Source organism: Pseudomonas cyclaminis (genome assembly GCF_015163715.1).
GTDB classification, from domain to species: Bacteria; Pseudomonadota; Gammaproteobacteria; order Pseudomonadales; family Pseudomonadaceae; genus Aquipseudomonas; species Aquipseudomonas cyclaminis.
In genome coordinates, this window is the sequence record NZ_JADDUM010000089.1 from 19602 (window position 1) to 38970 (window position 19369).

Annotated in this window: 17 protein-coding genes and 1 pseudogene; 15 read left to right on the forward strand and 3 right to left on the reverse strand. The window is 60.2% G+C overall.

The genetic code is table 11. The features are described from left to right. Positions 1 to 13 precede the first annotated feature (13 nt). The 3 genes from tauD (at position 14) to IQK56_RS12610 (ending at position 2845) form a co-directional block, all read left to right on the forward strand. A complete protein-coding gene (gene tauD / locus IQK56_RS12600; protein WP_150676250.1) occupies positions 14 to 850 on the forward strand; it encodes a taurine dioxygenase in 837 nt (278 codons plus the stop codon). Positions 851 to 961: 111 nt separating this feature from the next. Beyond that, a complete protein-coding gene (locus IQK56_RS12605) occupies positions 962 to 1639 on the forward strand; it encodes a hypothetical protein (RefSeq protein ID WP_150762195.1) in 678 nt (225 codons plus the stop codon). Between the two features lie 3 nt (positions 1640 to 1642). Then, the gene (locus IQK56_RS12610) at positions 1643 to 2845 is read left to right on the forward strand and encodes a helix-turn-helix domain-containing protein (protein ID WP_150762196.1); all 1203 of its coding nucleotides are present in this window, start codon (positions 1643 to 1645) and stop codon (positions 2843 to 2845) included. A gap of 62 nt (positions 2846 to 2907) precedes the next feature. Here IQK56_RS12610 and mgrA read toward each other — a convergent pair. From mgrA to epsC, 3 genes and pseudogenes are all read right to left on the reverse strand, one after another. Next, positions 2908 to 3944: pseudogene (gene mgrA / locus IQK56_RS12615) on the reverse strand (L-glyceraldehyde 3-phosphate reductase). 135 nt (positions 3945 to 4079) lie between these two features. Beyond that, positions 4080 to 6041 (reverse strand): choline transporter BetT, encoded by a 1962-nt coding sequence (gene betT, locus IQK56_RS12620; protein ID WP_177411588.1) that lies wholly within the window; start codon positions 6039 to 6041, stop codon positions 4080 to 4082. A gap of 322 nt (positions 6042 to 6363) precedes the next feature. Next, a complete protein-coding gene (gene epsC, locus IQK56_RS12625) occupies positions 6364 to 7290 on the reverse strand; it encodes a serine O-acetyltransferase EpsC (protein ID WP_099584393.1) in 927 nt (308 codons plus the stop codon). 166 nt (positions 7291 to 7456) lie between these two features. Between epsC and IQK56_RS12630 the strand changes: the two genes are divergently transcribed. From IQK56_RS12630 to IQK56_RS12685, 12 genes are all read left to right on the forward strand, one after another. Beyond that, positions 7457 to 8452, forward strand: coding sequence for a D-cysteine desulfhydrase (locus IQK56_RS12630; protein WP_193901715.1), 996 nt, complete (start codon positions 7457 to 7459; stop codon positions 8450 to 8452). A gap of 218 nt (positions 8453 to 8670) precedes the next feature. Then, positions 8671 to 9465, forward strand: a complete 795-nt coding sequence (gene tcyJ, locus IQK56_RS12635) for a cystine ABC transporter substrate-binding protein (RefSeq protein ID WP_150762198.1) — start codon at positions 8671 to 8673, stop codon at positions 9463 to 9465. Continuing rightward, on the forward strand, positions 9465 to 10130 hold the full coding sequence (gene tcyL, locus IQK56_RS12640; RefSeq protein ID WP_112192942.1) for a cystine ABC transporter permease: 666 nt from the start codon (positions 9465 to 9467) through the stop codon (positions 10128 to 10130). The genes tcyJ and tcyL overlap by 1 nt, the downstream gene beginning before the upstream one ends. A gap of 3 nt (positions 10131 to 10133) precedes the next feature. Next, the gene (gene tcyN, locus IQK56_RS12645) at positions 10134 to 10880 is read left to right on the forward strand and encodes an L-cystine ABC transporter ATP-binding protein TcyN (RefSeq protein WP_122306827.1); all 747 of its coding nucleotides are present in this window, start codon (positions 10134 to 10136) and stop codon (positions 10878 to 10880) included. A gap of 318 nt (positions 10881 to 11198) precedes the next feature. Next, on the forward strand, positions 11199 to 11975 hold the full coding sequence (locus IQK56_RS12650) for a hypothetical protein (RefSeq protein WP_122306826.1): 777 nt from the start codon (positions 11199 to 11201) through the stop codon (positions 11973 to 11975). Between the two features lie 187 nt (positions 11976 to 12162). Then, positions 12163 to 13404, forward strand: a complete 1242-nt coding sequence (locus IQK56_RS12655) for an SfnB family sulfur acquisition oxidoreductase (RefSeq protein ID WP_193864134.1) — start codon at positions 12163 to 12165, stop codon at positions 13402 to 13404. Between the two features lie 26 nt (positions 13405 to 13430). After that, the gene (locus IQK56_RS12660) at positions 13431 to 14624 is read left to right on the forward strand and encodes an SfnB family sulfur acquisition oxidoreductase (RefSeq protein WP_150676242.1); all 1194 of its coding nucleotides are present in this window, start codon (positions 13431 to 13433) and stop codon (positions 14622 to 14624) included. Next, positions 14624 to 15976 carry an LLM class flavin-dependent oxidoreductase gene (locus IQK56_RS12665; protein ID WP_122306823.1) on the forward strand — a complete coding sequence of 451 codons (1353 nt, stop codon included), beginning with the start codon at positions 14624 to 14626 and terminating at the stop codon, positions 15974 to 15976. The genes IQK56_RS12660 and IQK56_RS12665 overlap by 1 nt, the downstream gene beginning before the upstream one ends. 83 nt (positions 15977 to 16059) lie before the next feature. Next, complete coding sequence (locus IQK56_RS12670) at positions 16060 to 16875, forward strand: MetQ/NlpA family ABC transporter substrate-binding protein (RefSeq protein ID WP_122306822.1); 816 nt, start codon at positions 16060 to 16062, stop codon at positions 16873 to 16875. Next, positions 16872 to 17987: a methionine ABC transporter ATP-binding protein gene (locus tag IQK56_RS12675; protein ID WP_193864135.1), complete on the forward strand. Its 1116-nt coding sequence runs from the start codon at positions 16872 to 16874 to the stop codon at positions 17985 to 17987. Before IQK56_RS12670 ends, IQK56_RS12675 begins: the two co-directional genes overlap by 4 nt. Further along, positions 17977 to 18621, forward strand: coding sequence for a methionine ABC transporter permease (locus tag IQK56_RS12680; protein ID WP_056858169.1), 645 nt, complete (start codon positions 17977 to 17979; stop codon positions 18619 to 18621). The genes IQK56_RS12675 and IQK56_RS12680 overlap by 11 nt, the downstream gene beginning before the upstream one ends. 38 nt (positions 18622 to 18659) lie before the next feature. Further along, entirely contained in the window at positions 18660 to 19286 is a 627-nt protein-coding gene (locus IQK56_RS12685; RefSeq protein WP_150762460.1) for a class I SAM-dependent methyltransferase, read from the forward strand. Positions 19287 to 19369 lie beyond the last annotated feature (83 nt).

A 19369-nucleotide genomic window follows, 5' to 3' on the forward strand; every position in this document is an offset into this window, starting at 1 on the left:
TGATGAGAATTAAATGAGCCGCCTGACCGTTACACCATTAAGCACCGCCCTGGGCGCCCAGATCAGTGGCGTCGATATCACCCAGCCTCTGAACCTCGAACAGCGCGACGCCATCGAACAGGCGCTGCTGACTCACTCGGTGCTGTTCTTTCGCGACCAGGCCATCACCCCGCAACAACAGGCGCGGTTCGCGGCGAATTTCGGCGACCTGCACATTCACCCGATCTACCCCAACGTGCCGGAACAGCCCGAAGTGCTGATCCTCGACACCGCCGTCACCGACGTGCGCGACAACGCCGTATGGCACACCGACGTGACCTTCCTGCCGACCCCGGCGCTCGGCGCGGTGCTCAGCGCCAAACTGTTGCCGGCGTTTGGCGGCGACACGTTGTGGGCCAGTGGGATTGCGGCGTATGAGGCGTTGTCCGAGCCGTTGAAGGTGCTGCTCAATGGGTTGACCGCTACTCACGACTTCACCAAATCCTTCCCGCTGGAGCGCTTCGGCAACACCGCTGAAGACCTGTTGCGCTGGGAAGAAACCCGCAAAAAGAACCCGCCGCTGTCACACCCGGTAGTGCGTACACATCCCGTGAGTGGCCGTAAATCGCTGTTTGTGAGCGACGGTTTCACCACCAGAATCAATGAACTGGAACCGGCAGAAAGCGAGGCGATTCTAAAGCTGCTGTTCGCCCACGCGACACGTCCGGAGTTCACCATTCGCTGGCGCTGGCAGGAGAATGACGTGGCGTTCTGGGACAACCGCGTGACCCAGCATTACGCGGTAGATGACTACCGGCCGCAGCGGCGGGTGATGCATCGGGCGACGATTCTTGGGGATGTGCCGTTCTGATACCCAACCTCTAGAAAACGATCAGCGGCTGGATAAAAAACCAGTGCCTCACTTCCATAACGAATAAATATGGAGTAAAAATCCGCTTACCGAATAGCGAGTGGTGATTACGTGGTCACAATACAAGAAATCCAAGGGTTCATCCGTGCACAGGTAAATAAAGAATTTTTCGAGGAGCTTGGAGTTTTACTTCCTCAAACCTTCCAAAAAGCCTTGAAAGAAACTCAAGAGCTGCTGATTTATACTCCCCATGAAGATTTGCGAGGGCACTTACGGCATTCGCTAGTCCAGGAGTCCCTGGCTGGAATGAAGCGGTGGAATCCGATAATCAAGTCAACAGATCCGAAGGGGCACAATTATGTGCTGCTTGAGCTCGGCTCACTGAGAATCACGGCGGTGGTGCTTCCTTGGCAGAAGGAAATCCGCGATGCAAAACACCGAAGCGAACTCAAAACGTTAAATGAATCCCTTGCAGACACCCAAATGGACTGGATCGATGGGCTCAAACATACCGTAGCCGAACAATTGATTCATGCGCTTGTCGTAGTCCATGCACCTCCAACTCGCTCAGAGGATCAGTCAGAGCCACGCGCAATCATGATGGCCGTACCGTACTTCAACGGTAAGGGCTTCCACATGAATTGCACATTTGAGGATTTGCTTCAAAGCTATTCTGATAATGAGGCGGTTCAGCAGAAACCAGTTGAGTTGGTGAAATTGCGAGATAAGATGCGCCGCGCCGAAGAAACCGAAGACCAAGCTGATGATGAGCAAAACGCCAAGAGGTAGACCATGAGAACGGGAGTCGCGGGCTTTCAGTCAGAGCGCCTCAAGCAATTGCGCCTTGCGTTTGGGATGACGCAAACCACTCTCGCCGAGATGGTGGGGCGCGCCTCTGGCAACGTTTCAAAATGGGAGAATGGGCTTCAGGTCCCAGAGGCCGATGCCTTCCAGCGCTTATGCGAAGTTTTCGGGGTCAGCGAAAACTGGTTACTTGAGGAACAGTTTACAACTGGCGAGAACACTCCATTTTTCTTTCGATCGCAGGTCAGCACTACGACCAGCGCACGGGAAATAGCGGAAGTACGTTTGGAGTGGCTTCAAGAAATCTCTTACAAACTGCAAGAAAGCCTTGAATTTATTGACGTCAATGTGCCGCATTTAGAAGAGCATAATTGCGAACTGATTTCTGACGAAGAAATCGAACAGATGGCCAGTAAATGCCGTCAAACCTGGGGACTAGGGATAGCTCCGATCTCCAATGTCGTTCACGTATTGGAGAGTGCAGGTATTGTCTGTGCTCGGACCACACTCGGGCACCTGAAAATGGATGGCGTTTCGAATTGGTACGAGTTGGACCAACGGCCATATGTTTTACTTGTCGCCGATAAGGCAAACGGGATCAGAAATCGCTTTGATGCGGCCCATGAGCTCGGACATATCGTTCTGCATAGGTACATATCCAAAGAGCAGTACGACACGAATTACGCACTTCTTGAAACTCAAGCTCATCGATTTGCAAGCGCCTTTTTACTGCCCCCAGAAAGCTTTCTGCGAGAAGTCCGTTGGCCGACACTGGATACGTTGCTAGCTCTGAAACCACGCTGGAAAGTCTCAGTAGCCGCAATGGTGAGGCGTTGTTTAGATCTAGAAATAATCAACGACACCACAACCACCAGACTATGGAAGGCCAGATCTGCCAGGGGATGGGTAAAGGGAGAGCCTATGGACAGCGATTTTGACTTCGAAAAGCCCCAACTGATCGCGCGAGGAGTGAAAATGCTTGTTGAAAACAACGTGCTTTCCCGATCTCAGCTAAGGCAGGTGCTCGGGTTGCCACTACACATTCTAGAAAACCTTTGTAGCTTGGACGAAGGTTATTTCAACCTCCCGGACAAGTCGCAAGTAGTAGATATACAGTTGAGAAAGCGTTCTGCACGCGAAACTTTTTTCAACGAAACGGCAGAAATACTCGGTTTCCCGAACAAAAAGTAACAAAATCAGCAGCCCGTTCTACTTGCAAGCCCTCCCTCTACAGGAAGGGCTTGCTTTCAATGCTATTCAGCGGTGGACGGCTTTTCCCACAAGTTAATCCCACCTTCCTGAGCAAACCGATCGATCTCCGCCAGCTCTTCTGCACTGAAGCTCAAGTTCTTCAACGCCCCGACGTTCTCGATAATCTGCTCCGGCCGGCTTGCACCGATCAGCGCGCTGGTGACCCGTGGATCACGCAGCGTCCAGGCCAACGCCAGTTGCGCCAGGCTCTGGCCACGACGCTGGGCGATTTCGTTCAGCGCACGTACGTGGGCGATGTTGGCTTCGGACAAGTGCTTGGCCTGCAACGAACCACCGCCTGGACGATTGACCCGTGCATCGGCTGGCACGCCATTGAGGTATTTGTCCGTCAACAAACCCTGGGCCAGTGGCGTGAAGGCGATCACGCCGGCGCGAGTTCCTCGGTGGTGTCGAGCAGGTCTTTTTCCACCCAGCGGTTGAGCAGGTTGTAGGCCGGCTGGTGGATCAGCAGCGGCACTTTCCACTCCTTGAGCAGCGCAGCGATTTCACGGGTTTTCACCCCGGAATACGACGAGATACCGATGTACAACGCCTTGCCTTGTTGCACGGCGGTGGCGAGGGCGCTGGCGGTTTCTTCCAGCGGGGTGTCGGCGTCAAAACGGTGGGAGTAGAAAATATCCACATAGTCGACGCCCAGGCGTTGCAGGCTCTGGTCAAGGCTGGCCAGTACGTATTTGCGCGAGCCGCCGCCCTGACCGTAAGGACCGGGCCACATGTCCCAGCCGGCCTTGCTGGAGATGATCAATTCGTCGCGGTAATGCTTGAAGTCTTCGCGCAGCAAACGACCGAAATTGATCTCGGCGCTGCCGTAGGGCGGGCCGTAGTTGTTGGCCAGGTCGAAGTGGTTTATCCCCAGGTCAAACGCCGTGCGCAACAGGGCGCGCTGGGTGTCGATCGGGGTGCTGTCGCCAAAGTTGTGCCACAGCCCCAGGGACAGTGCAGGCAGCACCAATCCACTGCGGCCTACGCGGCGATACGGGATAGATTCATAGCGGTTTTCGGCAGCAATGTACGTCATCGAATCCTCTCTGGGCTTAGGGCAAATAAGGCCTGGGAATAAGGTTATTCCCAGGCCTTTTAACCAGCTGAATCGCTTAAGTCTGCCCTTTCGTTTTACAGCAAATGGCTGCCCGAATGGAACGATAAGATCACCTCAACGCACCAGGTGCAGGAACTGCAAATGCCGCTCGTACTGGTCGAGGATGTCGTTGATGATCTGCTCCTTGGTGTAGCCCACCAGGTCGTAGTCCTGGCTGCCCTCGCTCAAGTGCACTTCCGCCCGGTAATAGCGGCGGTTGTTGATCTCTTTGGAACCCATGCCGCCACGGGCGAACGACGGCGTGAAGTAGCCGCGCATCTGCACCTGGTAGATGAAAGGATGTTCCTCGCCATGGCCGATCTCCAGGCTGACGCTGTCGTTGGACGGATCCGGCTGGGTAACCACCGAGAGCCCCTTCTCGACAAACACCGCCGTCACTTCTTCGATAGCCGGGCGCACCGTCGACTCAAGGAAGCGGTACACCTCATCCCTCGACGGGAAATGCACCGCCTGGCTCAAGCGCTGGCGCCAGCCGCCCTTGCCTTTGCGCGAGGCCGAGATCGGCGCCAGGGAATGCAACTGCGCGATCTGCTTTTGCGACTCCAGATAGAACGCCTTGTGCAGCCCCCACATCATCAGCAGCAGGATCAGCGAGAACGGCAGCGAGGTCAGCACCACCGCCGATTTCAGCGAGTCGATACTGCCGGCGAACAGCAAGGCACTGGTGACCAGTGCAGTCATCGCGCCCCAGAACACCCGCAGCCATTTAGGCCCGTCTTCATCGGCATTACCGCCCTTGGACGACAGGGTCGACAAGACGACCGTGCCCGAATCCGCCGAAGTGACGAAAAACACGAAGCTGATAAACACCGTGACCGCGATGACGGTTTTGCTCCACGGATAGGTTTCCAGCAGCAGGTAGAGGCTCATCGACGGGTCATCAATGGCCGACTGACCGAGCGCGGCCATGCCGTGGTTAAGCACTTGGTCGATGGCGCTGTTACCGAAAATCGACATCCATGCCAGGGTGAAACCCAGCGGGATCAGCAGCACGCCGAACACGAATTCGCGAATGGTACGGCCACGGGAAATCCGTGCGATAAACAGGCCCACGAACGGCGACCATGCGATCCACCAGGCCCAGTAGAACACCGTCCAACCGCCCAGCCAGTCGCTCGGTTTGTCGTAGGCGTACACATCGAAACTCTTGGTCGGCAAGGCGCCGAGGTAATCGCCGATGTTCTGGATCAGGGTGTTGAGCAAATGCTGGGTAGGTCCGGCAAACAACACGAACAGCAGCAGCGCGCAGGCCAGCAGCATATTGATGTCGGACATCACCCGCACGCCTTTATCGACGCCGGCCACCGCCACCAGAATCGCCGCGCCCATCATCAGCGTGATCAGGCCAACCTGAATCCACTGGGTGTGGGCAATGCCGAACAGGTAGTCCAGGCCGGAGTTGAGGTGCAACACACCAAAGCCCATGTCGGCGCCAAGACCGAACACCGTAGCGATGATGCCGAAGCCATCCACGGCATAACCGATGGGGCCGTTGATGCGCTTGCCGATCAGCGGATACAGCGCCGAGCGCAACGCCAGCGGCAGGTTATGCCGGTAGGCGAAATACGCCAGCGCCATGCCGACAAACGCGAACACGCCCCAGCCGTGCAGGCCCCAGTGCAGAAACAGAATCTGCATGGCCTGGCGCGCCGCATCGGCGTTCATCGGCGCGCCTTGTGGCGGCTGCACCAGGTGCGTCAGGGGTTCGGATACGCAGAAGAAAAACAGCGTGATGCTGATGCCGGCCGCGAACAACATGCCGGCCCAGGACAGGTAACTGAATTCGGGCTCGTCGTGGTCGGCACCGAGTTTTATCTTGCCGTAGCCCGATAGCGCGGTGACCACCACGAAGACCAGATACAGGGTCATCGCCAGCATGTAGTACCAGCCGACCGTGTTGGCCGCCCAGTTTTGCGCCGCCAGCAGCCAGGCCCCGGCCTGTTGCGGGATAGCGATGACAGTGATGCCGAACAGCAGGATGAAGGTCGCGGCGAAGTAGAAAACCGGCGCATTCATGCGCACTTGGCCGCTGGCTGGGGTGGACGATGCACTCATGAACGATGCACCCCGAGGTTGAAGGATGTGGCTGTAAATAACGGACTCAGCAAAGGTAAGCCTCCTGTTGTGAGCGGGCAGCGAACCACCGGGTTTAACTTGAACGAACGTTCAAGTTAAACATGAATAGGCGGTTATGGACTAATCGCAGGGCTGAGTGGTATGACGGGCGAACAAAACAAATCGTTCAGCGGCTGCTGACTGAAATACGGCCTCGGTGTGGAATGCCGTCAAAATGTGGGAGGGGGCTTGCCCCCTCCCACCTGGTGACGGTGCTGGTTCTTTACTTCTGCGCCCCATCATCATGCTGCAGATTCGCCTGGGTGATGTTCGCCTCAGCCGGCACACTGCGTGTCAGCCACACATTGCCGCCAATGGTCGAACCCTTGCCAATGGTGATCCGCCCCAGGATCGTCGCCCCGGCATAGATCACCACATCATCCTCGACGATCGGGTGACGCGGATGGCCCTTCTGCAACTGCCCGTCTTCATCCGCAGGGAAGCGCTTGGCGCCCAACGTGACCGCCTGGTAGATACGCACCCGCTCGCCGATGATCGCGGTTTCGCCAATCACCACACCCGTCCCATGGTCGATAAAGAAACTCGGGCCGATCTGTGCGCCGGGGTGAATGTCGATGCCGGTGGCCGAGTGAGCGATTTCCGCGCTGATCCGCGCCAGCAGCGGCAAACCGGCGCGGTACAGGTGGTGGGCCAGGCGATGGTGAATCACCGCCAAAATCCCCGGGTAGCACAGCAACACCTCATCCACACTGCGCGCGGCCGGGTCGCCGTGGTAGGCGGCGAGTACGTCGGTGTCCAGCAGGCTGCGCAGGGACGGCAACGCCAGGGCAAAATCCTGGATCAGGCGGATAGCGTGGGCATCAATCTGGCTGTCATCCTGGCCGCCCTGCCGTGCGGCATAACGCAGCTCCAGACGTGCCTGGGCGAGCAAGGCATTGAGCGCGACGTCGAGGGTATGGCCGACGTAGAAGTCTTCACTTTCTTCACGCAGATCCGCCGGCCCCAGGCGCATCGGGAACAGCGCGCCGCACAAGGCTTCGAGGATTTGTGCAACGGCTTCTCGGGACGGCAACTCGCGGCCGCCATGCTCTCCGCTCAAGCGACCATTGCGCGTTCGCCACGCGTCTCGGGCGCCGCGCAGCTGGCTGACGATGGTCTGTAATTGCCAATGGCTGGAACGCTCACTCACGGTATTCACTCCTGACGTAATGGCCATCACTTTACGGTATGCACCTTAGCCGCCCTTAAGAACCAATGGTGTGATGCTAAGAACCATCGGGCATAAGCGATTGACGGTTGCCCGATGAAAAGTGCCTGCCTATAGTCGCTTTATCCCTTAGCCACCGTGCGTAGCCATGATCAAGCAACAGCTCGACCGTTTTAACCGCCTGGACCTGCTCGGCGGCGCCACCGCCCTGGAAAAACTCGAACGGCTGTCGACCTGGTTGGGACGTGACATCTACGTCAAGCGCGACGACACCACGCCACTGGCCATGGGCGGCAATAAGCTGCGCAAACTCGAATACCTCGCCGCCGATGCCATCGCCCAGGGCGCCGACACACTGGTGACGGCTGGCGCCATCCAGTCCAACCACGTACGCCAGACCGCCGCCCTCGCCGCCAAACTCGGCCTGGGCTGCGTCGCGCTGCTGGAAAACCCCACCGGCACCGACGACCCCAACTACCTCGGCAACGGCAACCGCCTGCTGCTGGAACTGTTCGACGCGAAAGTTGAGTTGGTGGAAAACCTCGATAACGTCGACGACCAACTCAACGCCCTCGCCGACCGCCTGCGCAGCAACGGCAGGAAGCCGTACTTGGTACCCATCGGCGGCTCCAATGCTCTCGGCGCCCTGGGTTATGTGCGCGCCGGCCTGGAACTGGCCGCGCAGATCGAAGACAGCGGCATCGAATTCGCCGCCGTGGTGCTGGCCTCCGGCAGTGCCGGTACCCACAGCGGCCTGGCCCTGGCGTTGAGTGAAGCGCTGCCGACATTACCGGTGATCGGCATCACCGTTTCGCGCACGGAAGAAGCGCAGTTTCCGAAAGTACAGGGCTTGGCCGAACGCACTGCCGAGCTGCTCGGTGTGGATATTCCTGAGGCCTTCAAGGTCATCCTGTGGGACGAATACTTCGGCCCGCGTTATGGCGAACCGAACGCCGGCACCCTCTCAGCGGTCAAGCTATTGGCCAGCCAGGAAGGCCTGTTGCTCGACCCTGTCTATACGGGCAAGGCCATGGCCGGCCTGCTGGATGGCATCGGGCGTCAGCGCTTTGAAGACGGCCCGATTATTTTCCTGCATACCGGCGGGGCCCCGGCGTTGTTTGCTTACAACACCGCATTTAACTGAATAAACAGGGATCAACAGGTGGGAGGGGGTTTGCTCCCTTCCACATTAGACCCAACACATATTCACAAATGGAATATCAATTAAGATTTATATTATTTTCAAGTCTTAAAACCTGGCTTTATCATCGCGCCGAAGGCGAAGACGCGCTTCGCGCTTTAAGGCAGGATACGACTACCGCGTCACCTGCTTCGCTCAACATAAAAACACAGGGGCTCTTCATGACTATTTCCGCATTCCGTCGCACATTGCTGGTCGGTACTCTGGGCCTGGCGCTCGGTGCCAGCCTGCTGGGCCAGGCCGTTGCCGGCGAGCAACTGGGCAACATCAAAAAGGCCGGCGAGATCAAGATCGGCCTGGAAGGCACCTATCCACCGTTCAGCTTCGTCGATGAAAGCGGCAAGCTCAGCGGTTTCGAAGTCGAGCTGTCCGAAGCCCTGGCCAAGGAGCTGGGCGTCAAGGTCAAGCTGCAGGCCACGCCATGGGACGGCATCCTCGCTGCCCTGGAATCCAAGCGCCTGGACGCTGTGGTCAACCAAGTGACCATTTCTGAAGAGCGCAAGAAGAAGTACGATTTCTCCACGCCTTACACCGTCTCCGGTATCCAGGCGCTGGTGCTGAAGAAGAACGTCGACAGCATCAAGACCGCCGACGACCTGGCCGGTAAAAAAGTCGGTGTCGGCCTGGGCACCAACTACGAACAATGGCTCAAGGACAACCAACCCAAAGCCATCATCAAGACCTATAACGATGACCCAACCAAATTCCAGGACCTGAAAGTCGGCCGTATCGACGCCATCCTGATCGACCGCCTGGCCGCCCTGGAATACGCCAAGAAAGCCCCGGACACCGCCGCTGCCGGCGACGCCTTCTCCCGCCAGGAAGCCGGTATTGCCCTGCGCAAAGGCGAGCCTGAACTGCTGGAAGCCGTGAACAAGGCCCTCGACAAGCTGCGCGCCGACGGCACCTTGAAGAAGCTGTCCGAGAAATACTTCAACGCTGACGTCACTCAATAATGGAGGCAAGTCTCCAACTCGCGCTGGACTCCGCGCCCTTCCTGCTCAAGGGCGCGTATTACACGGTGATCCTCAGCCTCGGCGGCATGTTTTTCGGCTTGCTGCTGGGCTTTGGCCTGGCGTTGATGCGCCTGTCGCGCTTCAAGCTGCTGAGCTGGACTGCCCGCGTCTACGTGTCGTTCTTTCGCGGCACGCCCTTGCTGGTACAGCTGTTCTTGATCTACTACGGCTTGCCGCAAGTGGGTATCGAGCTGGATCCGATCCCGGCCGCCATGATCGGCTTTTCGCTGAACATGGCCGCCTATGCCTGTGAAATCCTGCGGGCCGCCATCGCGTCCATAGAGCGTGGCCAGTGGGAAGCCGCGGCCAGTATCGGCATGACCCGTGCGCAGACCCTGCGCCGGGCCATCCTGCCGCAGGCGATGCGCACCGCGCTGCCGCCGCTGGGCAACAGTTTTATTTCGCTGGTCAAGGACACGGCGCTGGCCGCCACCATCCAGGTGCCGGAGCTGTTTCGCCAGGCGCAACTGGTGTCGGCGCGCACCTTTGAAATTTTCACCATGTATCTGTCCGCCGCCCTGATCTACTGGATACTGGCGAGCATCCTGGCGCATTTTCAAAATCGTCTGGAAGACCGGGTCAACCGGCATGACCTGGAGTCTTGAAGCATGATCGTGGTTGAAAAACTGACCAAACAATTCAACGGTCAGGTGGTGCTCAACGGCATCGACCTTGAGGTCAAGGAAGGCGAAGTCGTCGCCATCATCGGCCCCAGCGGTTCCGGCAAGACCACCTTCCTGCGCTGCCTGAACTTCCTCGAAGAACCCACCAGCGGCCGCATCAAGGTGGGCGACATCCAGATCGACGGCAGCAAACCGCTCAACCAGCAACAAGGCCTGGTGCGGCGCCTGCGCCAACACGTGGGTTTTGTGTTCCAGAACTTCAACCTGTTCCCCCATCGCACCGCGCTGGAAAACGTCATCGAAGGCCCCACCGTGGTCAAGAAAATGCCGTACGACGACGCTGTTGCCTTGGGCCGCAAGCTGCTGGCCAGGGTTGGCCTGGCGGGCAAGGAAGACGCCTACCCACGGCGCCTCTCCGGTGGCCAGCAACAGCGCGTGGCGATTGCCCGTGCATTGGCCATGGAGCCGGAGGTGATTCTGTTCGACGAACCCACCTCGGCCCTCGACCCTGAGCTGGTGGGTGAAGTGCTGGCGACCATCCGCAGCCTGGCTGAGGAGAATCGCACCATGGTCATCGTCACCCACGAGATGAGCTTTGCCCGAGACGTGGCCAACCGGGTGATCTTTTTCGACAAGGGTGTGATCGTGGAGCAGGGCGAAGCCAAGGCGTTGTTTGCCAACCCCAGGGAAGAACGCACCAGACAGTTCCTGAGCAAGTTTTTGGCTCACTGACGAGCGCCTGAACATGGAGAGGCAGATCGCTTCCTCTCCATTATTTGTATTCCTACAGCAAGTCCTCGCCCCCACCGGTAAAACACCCGCGCAATCCCCCCCTTAAAGTCCCCCGCCCAGTCAGACGCATCTGAATATCCCCAAACCCGCCGTTTAGCCTTTTGCCGCCATTGACGCCCCCTGGTCAACCCTCTTATCTAAGGCCCAGAGGATTGGATCCTATCCCGGCTACTCACTGAATCGTTCCGTTCAGCCCCCCTGCGCACCCGCGCCAAAGGGCTGGAACGATTGCTGCTGGCTGCATCAAGGAGATTACTTATGACGCGCACCGCAACCCCGGCCCTGCTCGGCGCCCCTACGTTGCCCCAGGCCTTTCGAAACGGCATCAATGCCCTGGCGGCTGCACAGCTGCTGGTCGATATCGCGCCCTACCCCGGCATGGATGAAGGCGACCTGATCGAGCTGTTCTGGGACAACTGTTTTGCGGCCTCACGGCGGGTGACCGCGTGCAAGGTCGGCATGCCCACTCGCCTGCGGGTTCCGGAAAGTTTTGTGCAGGAGGGTGTCGCCCAGGTTCATTACCAGGTCATGCAGGTCGGCCGCGCCCCCGCACGCTCGGCCCTGGCGCATCTGCGGGTGAAAACCAACTACCCGGGCGGCCTGCCCTGCGCCCTCTACAGCGATGAAAACCAGAACCTTGCCCCGGTGGGCCTGCCCGAGACCATTCGCCGCTACGGCGTGAATGCCAGCCAGGTACGGCGGGGTATTCCGCTGACCATCGAGCCCTACCTGCACATGTGCACCGGCGATGCCATCACCCTGCGCTGGGGAGATGCACGCTTGGATCTGCCGAAGATCCAGCCCAAGGCCGTCGGCCACGCGGTGCAGGTGTGGGTGCCGTCGACGTTGATTGTCGAGGCCGGTGACGACAGCCGCCTGGAAGTGACGTACTGCATTCTGGACCGTGTCGGCAATAATTCGCGCTGGGCGCCGGCCCGTACGCTACGCATTGCCGCCTGCGCGCCTACCCGCCCGACCGGCGCCGCGCCGGTCTATCAACCCCGCCCTCTCGGCTCACCCTGCGAACCTGGGTGACTGCCCTTCTATGCATATTCCCAAAAGTTAGTTTATTTAAATATTTAACGCGCTTAGGGTATATACACCGGACCACCGGACCTCTTTGATTTTTCTGTTTTCATTTCATTGAATGCGAGGTCGGTATGGTCAGAATTACCCCGGTGCGCAACGCCAGGGCATTACGTGCAGCCAAGGAGCGGCGCTGATGTCTAACTTGGCTCTAACACCCCCCCAACGCGATCTGGACGTAGCACCGCTGCTGTTGCCGGCCGCCGTGCTGCGCAGCGACGCCGAGGCGTTGAGCGCCGCCCGTGAGCTGGCCCAGGCCGCGCGCCTGCAAGCCGCCACGCGCGACCAGCAACGCAAGCTGCCATGGGCCCAGCTCGAACAGTTCACCCGCAGCGGGCTGGGCAGTATTTCCATTCCCCGCGAATACGGCGGCCCGCAAGTGTCCTTCGTGACCCTGGCCGACGTGTTCGCGATCATCAGCGCGGCAGACCCGGCCCTCGGACAGATCCCGCAAAACCATTTCGGCATCCTGCATCTGTTGCAGGGCGCTGCCACCGAGCGCCAGAAAAAGCAGCTGTTCCAGAGCGTGCTCGACGGCTGGCGCATCGGTAACGGCGGCCCGGAACGGGGCACCAAGAACACCCTGGAACTCAAGGCACGCATCACCGCCAAGGGCGACGGCTACGTGATCAGCGGCCAGAAGTTTTACTCCACCGGTGCGTTGTTTGCGCACTGGGTAGCGATCAAGGCGCTGAACGACGACGGCAAGCAAGTCATGGCGTTCGTGCGCCGGGGCACCGAAGGGCTGCGCATCGTCGATGACTGGTCCGGCTTCGGCCAACGCACCACCGCCAGCGGCACCGTGCTGCTGGACCAGGTGCCGGTCGACGCCGACCTGGTGGTCGACAACTGGCGCATCGGCGACAGCCCGAACATCCAGGGCGCCGTGTCGCAATTGATCCAGGCGGCCATCGACGCCGGCATCGCCCGTGGCGCCCTCGATGACACCATCGCTTTCGTTCGCGAACGCTCGCGCCCCTGGATTGACGCCAAGGTCGAACGCGCCAGCGATGACCTGTATGTGATCGCCGATATCGGCAAGCTCAAAATCGAGCTGCATGCCGCCGAAGCGCTGCTGCGCAAGGCCGGCCAGGTGCTGGACCTGGTCAGCGCCGCGCCGATCACCGCGCAGTCCGCCGCCCGCGCCTCAATCGCCGTGGCCGAGGCCAAAGTGTTGACCACCGAAGTGTCGCTGCTGGTCAGCGAAAAGCTCTTCGAACTGGCCGGCAGTCGCGCCACCCTGGCCGAGTTCAACCTCGACCGGCATTGGCGCAACGCCCGCGTGCACACCCTGCACGACCCGGTGCGCTGGAAGTATCACGCCATCGGCGCCTATCGCCTGAACGGCACGTTACCCGCTCGCCACTCCTGGATTTAACCGACCAGACCTCTGGAGAAATACGCATGACCCTTTCTCATCACGTCGCGGTGATCACCAGCGATGAACAAGCCCTTATTGTCGCCAGCGACCTGGCCGAAGACTTTCGCCGCGACAGCGCCCAACGCGACCGCGAACGCCGCCTGCCGCTGCCGGAGCTGGACGTGTTTTCGCGCTCCGGCCTGTGGGGCATCAGCGTGCCCAAGCCATACGGCGGCGCGGGCGTGTCCAACGTCACCCTGGCCAAGGTCATCGCGCTGATCGCCCAAGCCGACGCCTCCCTGGGCCAGATCCCGCAGAACCATTTCTACGCCCTGGAAGTGCTGCGCGTAAACGGCAGCCCGGCGCAGCAACAACGCCTCTACGCCGAAGTCCTCGCCGGCCAGCGCTTCGGCAACGCCCTGGCCGAACTGGGCACCAGGACCGCTCACGACCGCGTCACAAGCATCACCCGCGACGGCGACGGTTTTCGCATCACTGGCCGCAAGTTCTACTCCACCGGTGCGATCTACGCGCAGCGCATCCCCACCTCGGTAGTGGATGAGCACGGCGTACAGCAACTGGCTTTTGTCCCCCGCGACAGCGAAGGCCTGAGCGTGATTGACGACTGGAGCGGCTTTGGCCAGCGCACCACCGGCAGCGGCTCGGTGGTGTTCGACAACGTGTGGGTCGCCGCCCAGGACGTGATCCCGTTCCAGAGCGCCTTCGAACGCCCGACGACGGTCGGCCCGCTGGCGCAGATCCTTCACGCCGCCATCGACACCGGCATCGCCCGCGCCGCCTTTGAGGATGCGCTGCACTTTGTGCGTACCAAGACCCGCCCGTGGATCGATTCGGGCAACGACAAAGCCACTGAGGACCCGTTGACTCTCAAGAGCTTCGGCCACTTGAGCATCCGTCTTCACGCCGCCGAAGCACTGCTGGAACGCTCGGGCGAATACCTCGACCGCGCCCAGGCTGACAGCACTGCCGACACCGTTGCCGCCGCCTCGATTGCGGTGGCCGAAGTGCGCGCCCTGAGCACCGAAATTTCCCTCGCCGCCGGCAGCACGCTGTTCGAACTCGCCGGCAGCCAGGCGACCCTGGCCGAGCACGGCCTCGACCGCCACTGGCGCAACGCCCGCGTGCACACCCTGCACGACCCGGTGCGCTGGAAGTACCACGCCGTGGGCAATTACTACCTCAACGATGAAAACCCGCCGCTGCGGGGGACCATTTGATGGCAAAGAAAAAAATCCTGCTCAATGCCTTCAACATGAACTGCATCGGGCACATCAACCACGGCCTGTGGACCCACCCACGGGATACGTCCACCCAATACAAGACCATCGAATACTGGACCGAGCTGGCGCAAACCCTGGAGCGCGGGCTGTTCGACGGTTTGTTTATCGCCGATATCGTCGGCGTGTACGACGTCTACCAACACTCCATCGACGTGCCGCTCAAGGAGTCGATCCAACTGCCGGTCAACGACCCGTTGCTGCTGGTCTCGGCGATGGCGGCCGTCACCAAAAACCTTGGCTTCGGCCTCACCGCCAACCTTACGTATGAGCCGCCGTATCTGTTTGCGCGACGCATGTCCACGCTCGATCACCTGAGCCGTGGCCGGGTGGGCTGGAACATCGTCACCGGCTACCTCGACAGCGCCGCCAAGGCCATGGGCCTCACCGAGCAGGTCGAGCATGACCGCCGCTACGACCAGGCCGATGAGTACCTGGAGGTGCTCTACAAACTCTGGGAAGGCAGCTGGGAAGACGACGCGGTGATCAACGACCCGGCGCAACGGATCTACGCGCAGCCGGGCAAAGTGCACAAGGTCGAGCACCGCGGCGAGTTCTACCAGGTGGAGGGTTATCACCTGTGCGAACCGTCGCCGCAGCGCACGCCGGTGCTGTTCCAGGCTGGCAGTTCGGACCGTGGCTTGCTGTTCGCCGGACGCCATGCCGAGTGCGTGTTTATCAGCGGGCAGAACAAGGCGTCGACCAAAGTCCAGGTGGACAAGGTGCGCGCCAGCGCAGTCGAGGCCGGACGCAATCCGGATGACATCAAGGTGTTCATGGGCCTCAACGTGATCGTCGGCGCTACCGAAGAGCTGGCCTGGGCCAAACACGCCGAGTACCTGAGCTACGCCAGCGCAGAGGCCGGCGTGGCGCACTTCTCGGCCTCCACCGCGATTGATTTTGCCGAGTACGAACTGGACGAACCGATCCAGTACGTGAAGAGCAACGCGATCCAGTCGGCCACCAAGAACCTGCAGAACAACGACTGGACCCGGCGCAAATTGCTGGAGCAGCACGCCTTGGGCGGGCGCTATATCACCCTGGTGGGTTCGCCGGAGCAGGTGGCGGATGAGTTGGAATCCTGGATCAGCGAAACCGGGTTGGATGGGTTCAACCTGACGCGGATTGTGACGCCGGAGAGCTATGTGGATTTCATCGATTTGGTCGTGCCGGAGTTGCAGAAGCGTGGGTCGTACAAGACTGCATATGAAGCCGGAACACTCCGTGAAAAAGTCTTCCAGCGCACCGCCCGCCTCCCTGAACAACACACCGGATCTACCTACCGACACTGAGTAAAAAATGTGGGAGGGGGCAAGCCCCCTCCCACATTGGATCTGCATTGTTTGCACCACTACTTTATGACTGGAAATCGACCATGAAAAAAATACTGTTCTCCCACCCAGTCAAAGCACTGGCCCTGGCCCTCGGTTTGTTCAGCTCGGCGGTGTTCGCCGCCGATGCGCCGCTCAAGGTCGGCACCACCGCCGCTTTCGCGATTCCCCTGGAAGCGGCCGTCGCCGAAGCCGGCAAGCAGGGCCTGAACGTCGAGTTGGTGGAATTCACCGATTGGATCGCGCCCAACGTCAGCCTGGCCGCCGGCGATATCGACGTGAACTACTTCCAGCACATCCCCTTCCTGGAAAACGCCAAGGCCGCGGCCGGGTTTGACCTGGTGCCCTACGCGCCGGGCATCATCAACAACGTCGGGCTGTATTCGAAGAAGTACAAAAACTTCAACGAACTGCCGGAAGGCGCCAGCGTGGCCATCGCCAACGACCCGATCAACAGCGGGCGCGGCCTGCAACTGCTGGCCAAGGCCGGGCTGATCACGCTCAAGCCGGGCGTGGGCTACAAGGCTACCGAAGAAGACATCGTCGCGAATCCAAAGAAAATCAAAATCCTGCAAGTCGAGGCCGTGCAACTGGTGCGCGCCTATGACGACGCCGACCTGGTGCAGGGCTACCCGGCCTATATCCGCCTGTCCAAGACCTTCGATGCTGAATCGGCGCTGCTGTTTGACGGCCTCGACCACCCGGAATACGTGATCCAGTTCGTGATCCAACCAAAGAGCAAAACCGACCCGCGTGTGATCAAGTTCGTCGACATCTACCAGCACTCGCCGGTGGTGCGTGCTGCCTTGGATAAATCCCTGGGCAAGCTCTACCAAGTGGGCTGGGAAGCTAAAAAATGATCGCCGCCAACACCCAACTGCGCGACCTGGGCACACCGCCCAGGGACGCCGAGCAGACTGAACTGCGTCCGGACCTGAACCGCGCCCACGTGCGTTTTATCAACCTGGGCAAGACCTACGACGGCACGGTGCATGCCCTGCAAGGCATCGACCTGGCGATCCAGCGCGGTGAAGTGTTCGGCATCATCGGCCGCAGCGGCGCCGGCAAGTCCTCGTTGATCCGCACCATCAACCGCCTGGAGCAACCGAGCAGCGGGCGCGTGCTGATCGATCAGGTGGACATCGGCGACTTCGACGAACACCGCCTGGTGGCGCTGCGTCGGCGCATCGGCATGATCTTCCAGCACTTCAACCTGATGTCGGCCAAGACCGTGTGGCAGAACGTCGAGCTGCCGCTGAAAGTCGCCGGCGTGCCCAAGCCCCAGCGTGAGCAGAAGGTGCGCGAACTGCTGGAGCTGGTGGGCTTGCAGGACAAGCACAAGGCCTATCCGGCGCAGCTGTCCGGCGGGCAGAAACAGCGCGTGGGCATCGCCCGTTCACTGGTGCACGACCCGCAGATTTTGCTGTGCGACGAAGCCACTTCCGCGCTGGACCCGGAGACCACCCAGTCGATCCTCGGCCTGCTGCGCGAGATCAACCAGCGCCTGGGCCTGACCATCGTATTGATCACCCACGAAATGGCGGTGATCCGCGACATCTGCGACCGCGTGGTAGTGCTGGAACACGGACGCATCGTCGAGCAAGGCCCGGTGTGGGAAGTGTTTGGCAACCCTCGGCATGAGGTCAGCAAAACCCTGCTGGCGCCATTGCAACATGGGCTGCCGGAAGAACTGCAAAGCCGTTTGCAGAGCACGCCGTCATCTGCGGGCTGCGCCGTGGTGCTGCGCTTGCAGCTCACCGGCAGTGCCAGCGACGAACCGGACCTGGCCGCGCTGTTCAACGCCCTCGGCGGGCGCGTGCGCTTGTTGCAAGGCGGCGTGGAACGCATCCAGGGCCATGCCTTGGGGCAATTGCTGCTGGCGGTGAATGGCTCCCCCCACAGCGCCGAAGAACTGCGCAACCGCGCCGCGAATTGGGCACAACAGGTGGAGGTGCTGGGCTATGTGGTTTGATCGTTTATTGCAGGGCGCCATCGACACCTTGCTGATGGTCGGCGTGTCGTCGCTGATCGCGTTGCTGGTGGGGATTCCACTGGCGGTGTTTCTGGTGACCAGTGACAAGGGTGGCATCTACCAGGCACCGGCGTTGAACCGGGTGCTCGGGGCCTTCGTCAATCTGTTCCGCTCGATTCCGTTTTTGATCCTGATGGTGGCCTTGATCCCGTTCACCCGGCTGATCGTCGGTACTACCTACGGCGTTTGGGCCGCCGTGGTGCCGCTGACCATCGCGGCCACGCCATTCTTCGCACGCATCGCCGAGGTGAGCCTGCGCGAGGTCGACCACGGTCTGATCGAAGCCGCACAAGCCATGGGCTGCCGGCGCTGGCACATCATCTGGCACGTGCTGTTGCCGGAAGCGCTGCCGGGGATTGTCGGCGGATTCACGATTACGCTGGTGACCATGATCAACTCGTCAGCCATGGCCGGCGCAATTGGTGCAGGCGGCTTGGGCGACATTGCCTACCGCTACGGCTATCAGCGTTTTGACACGCAGATCATGCTCACCGTGATTGTGCTGCTGGTGGTGCTGGTGGCGGTGATTCAACTGGGCGGCGATCGCCTGGCGCGGGTACTGAACAAGCGGTGAGGTATAGTCGGGCCATCTCAGCGCCCGGTATCCCCGTCATGACCCTCAAGCCCGACGACCTCGACCAGATCACGTCCACCACCCTCGGCCACTACAACAAGGTGGCCGAGGATTTCCGCGAAGGCACCCGCGACCACGATGTCAGCCAGAACATCGACGCATTGCTGCGGCATATCCACGGCACCGCGCCGTTCACCGTGCTGGATTTCGGCTGCGGGCCGGGGCGGGATTTGCAGACCTTTACCCGCATGGGCCATATCGCCGTGGGCTTGGACGGCTCGGAGCGGTTCGCGCAGATGGCGCGTGAAGACAGCGGCTGCGAGGTGTTGCAGCAGGATTTTCTCAAGCTGGATTTACCCAATGAGCGCTTCGACGGGATCTTTGCCAATGCGGTGCTGTTTCATATCCCCAAGCAGGAACTGCCGCGTGTGCTCAAGCAGTTGCATGGCGCGTTGAAGCCTGGGGGCGTGCTGTTCAGCTCCAACCCACGGGGTGAGAACCAGGAAGGCTGGAATGGGCCGCGGTATGGGTCGTATCACGACTTGGCGGCGTGGCAAGAGTTGCTGACGACAGCGGGGTTTGTGGAGTTGGAGCATTACTACCGACCGGCCGGCTTGCCACGGGAACAGCAGCCCTGGTTAGCCAGCGTATGGCGTAAACCTTAAAAGCAACATAACTCCAATGTGGAGGGGGCTTGCCCCCCGATGCAGTGGTTCAGTCAAAGTTGTTCTAACTGACCCACCGCCAT